Source organism: Leucobacter soli (assembly GCF_042659205.1).
Classification (GTDB): domain Bacteria; phylum Actinomycetota; class Actinomycetes; order Actinomycetales; family Microbacteriaceae; genus Leucobacter; species Leucobacter soli.
In genome coordinates this window covers 1-1044 of sequence record NZ_JBHSRW010000407.1, presented here as the reverse complement: position 1 = coordinate 1044, position 1044 = coordinate 1, and the positions used below count along the sequence as shown (strand labels likewise).

The window sequence follows — 1044 nt, the reverse complement described above, 5'->3', positions numbered from 1 at the left end:
CGTCGCGGCGTGCCGCGCCCCGCTTCGCGTCGTGCCCCGGCGGGCGGCCCTCACCGCACGAGTCGCGCGATCGCCTGCGATGCCTCCCGCAGCTTCTCCGCCGAGACCTCTCCGCCTTCCGCGGCGGCCTCGGCGACGCAATGGCTGAGATGGTCATCGAGCAGGCCCAGGGCCACGCGCTCGAGCGCCTTCGTCGCCGCGGTGACCTGGGTGAGGACGTCGATGCAGTAGACATCCTCCTCGATCATCCGGTGGATGCCCCGCACCTGACCCTCGGCGCGGCGCAGACGCTTGAGCAGCTCCTCCTTGTGCTCGCTGTACCCGTGGGTGTGGCCGTGCCCCTGATCCGCTTCGTGCATATGTGCAGTATACCCTATAGGGGTATCTTGCGGCGGCGCGGACCACCTCACTCGGCAGGGCGACGCAGCGAGACGAGACCCCCGACGACGAGCACGAGAACCGCCGCCCAGATGGCTCCGTAGGTGAACCACTCGCCGGCCTCGATCCGTTCGCCCATCAGCAGCGAGGCGACCAGCAGCAGCGCCGGCTCCGCATAGCTCAGGAGCCCGAACAGGCTCAGCGGGAGCAGGCGCGCGGCGAGCACGTAGAGCAGCAGCGCGAAGGCGGAGAAGAGCGCGACCGCGGGCGCCGTCCACCAGAGCGCCGGGTTGACAGAGAGCGCCGACCCGTCGACGATCGCGAGCACCACCAGCACCGTCGCCAGGGGCGCTGCCGCGGCCATCTCCCAGAACATCCCGCCGAGATGGTTGGTCCGCAGCATGCGCCGCAGGACGAAATAGGCGGGGTAGCCGAGCGTGACGAGCAGCGTCTCCCAGCTCACGCCGCCGACGCGCACGATCTCGTAGACGACGCCGACCGCGGCGATGCCGGCGGCCAGCCACTGCCACCAGCGCATGCGATCCCGGTAGAGCAGGCGGCCGAGGACGACGAGCACGAGTGGCAGCAGGAAGTATCCGAGCGCGGCCTGCATGGCGCGGCCGTTCAACGGCGCCCAGGCGAAGAGCCACAGCTGCGCGCCGAGCA

Annotated in this window: 2 protein-coding genes; both read right to left on the bottom strand. The window is 70.6% G+C overall.

Features of this window, described 5'->3' with window-relative positions; all coding sequences use genetic code 11:
- Positions 1 to 50: 50 nt before the first annotated feature.
- Positions 51 to 359, bottom strand: a complete 309-nt coding sequence (locus ACFPZL_RS13570) for a metal-sensitive transcriptional regulator (protein ID WP_218116059.1) — start codon at positions 357 to 359, stop codon at positions 51 to 53.
- 47 nt (positions 360 to 406) lie between these two features.
- Positions 407 to 1044 (bottom strand): EamA family transporter (locus ACFPZL_RS13565; RefSeq protein ID WP_382335913.1); only part of this gene is annotated, 638 nt, incomplete at its 5' end.

Excerpts from the sequence above, each read along its gene's own strand:
- ACFPZL_RS13570 (WP_218116059.1), bottom strand. The coding sequence starts at position 359 with ATGCACGAAGCGGATCAGGGGCACGGCCACACCCACGGGTACAGCGAG.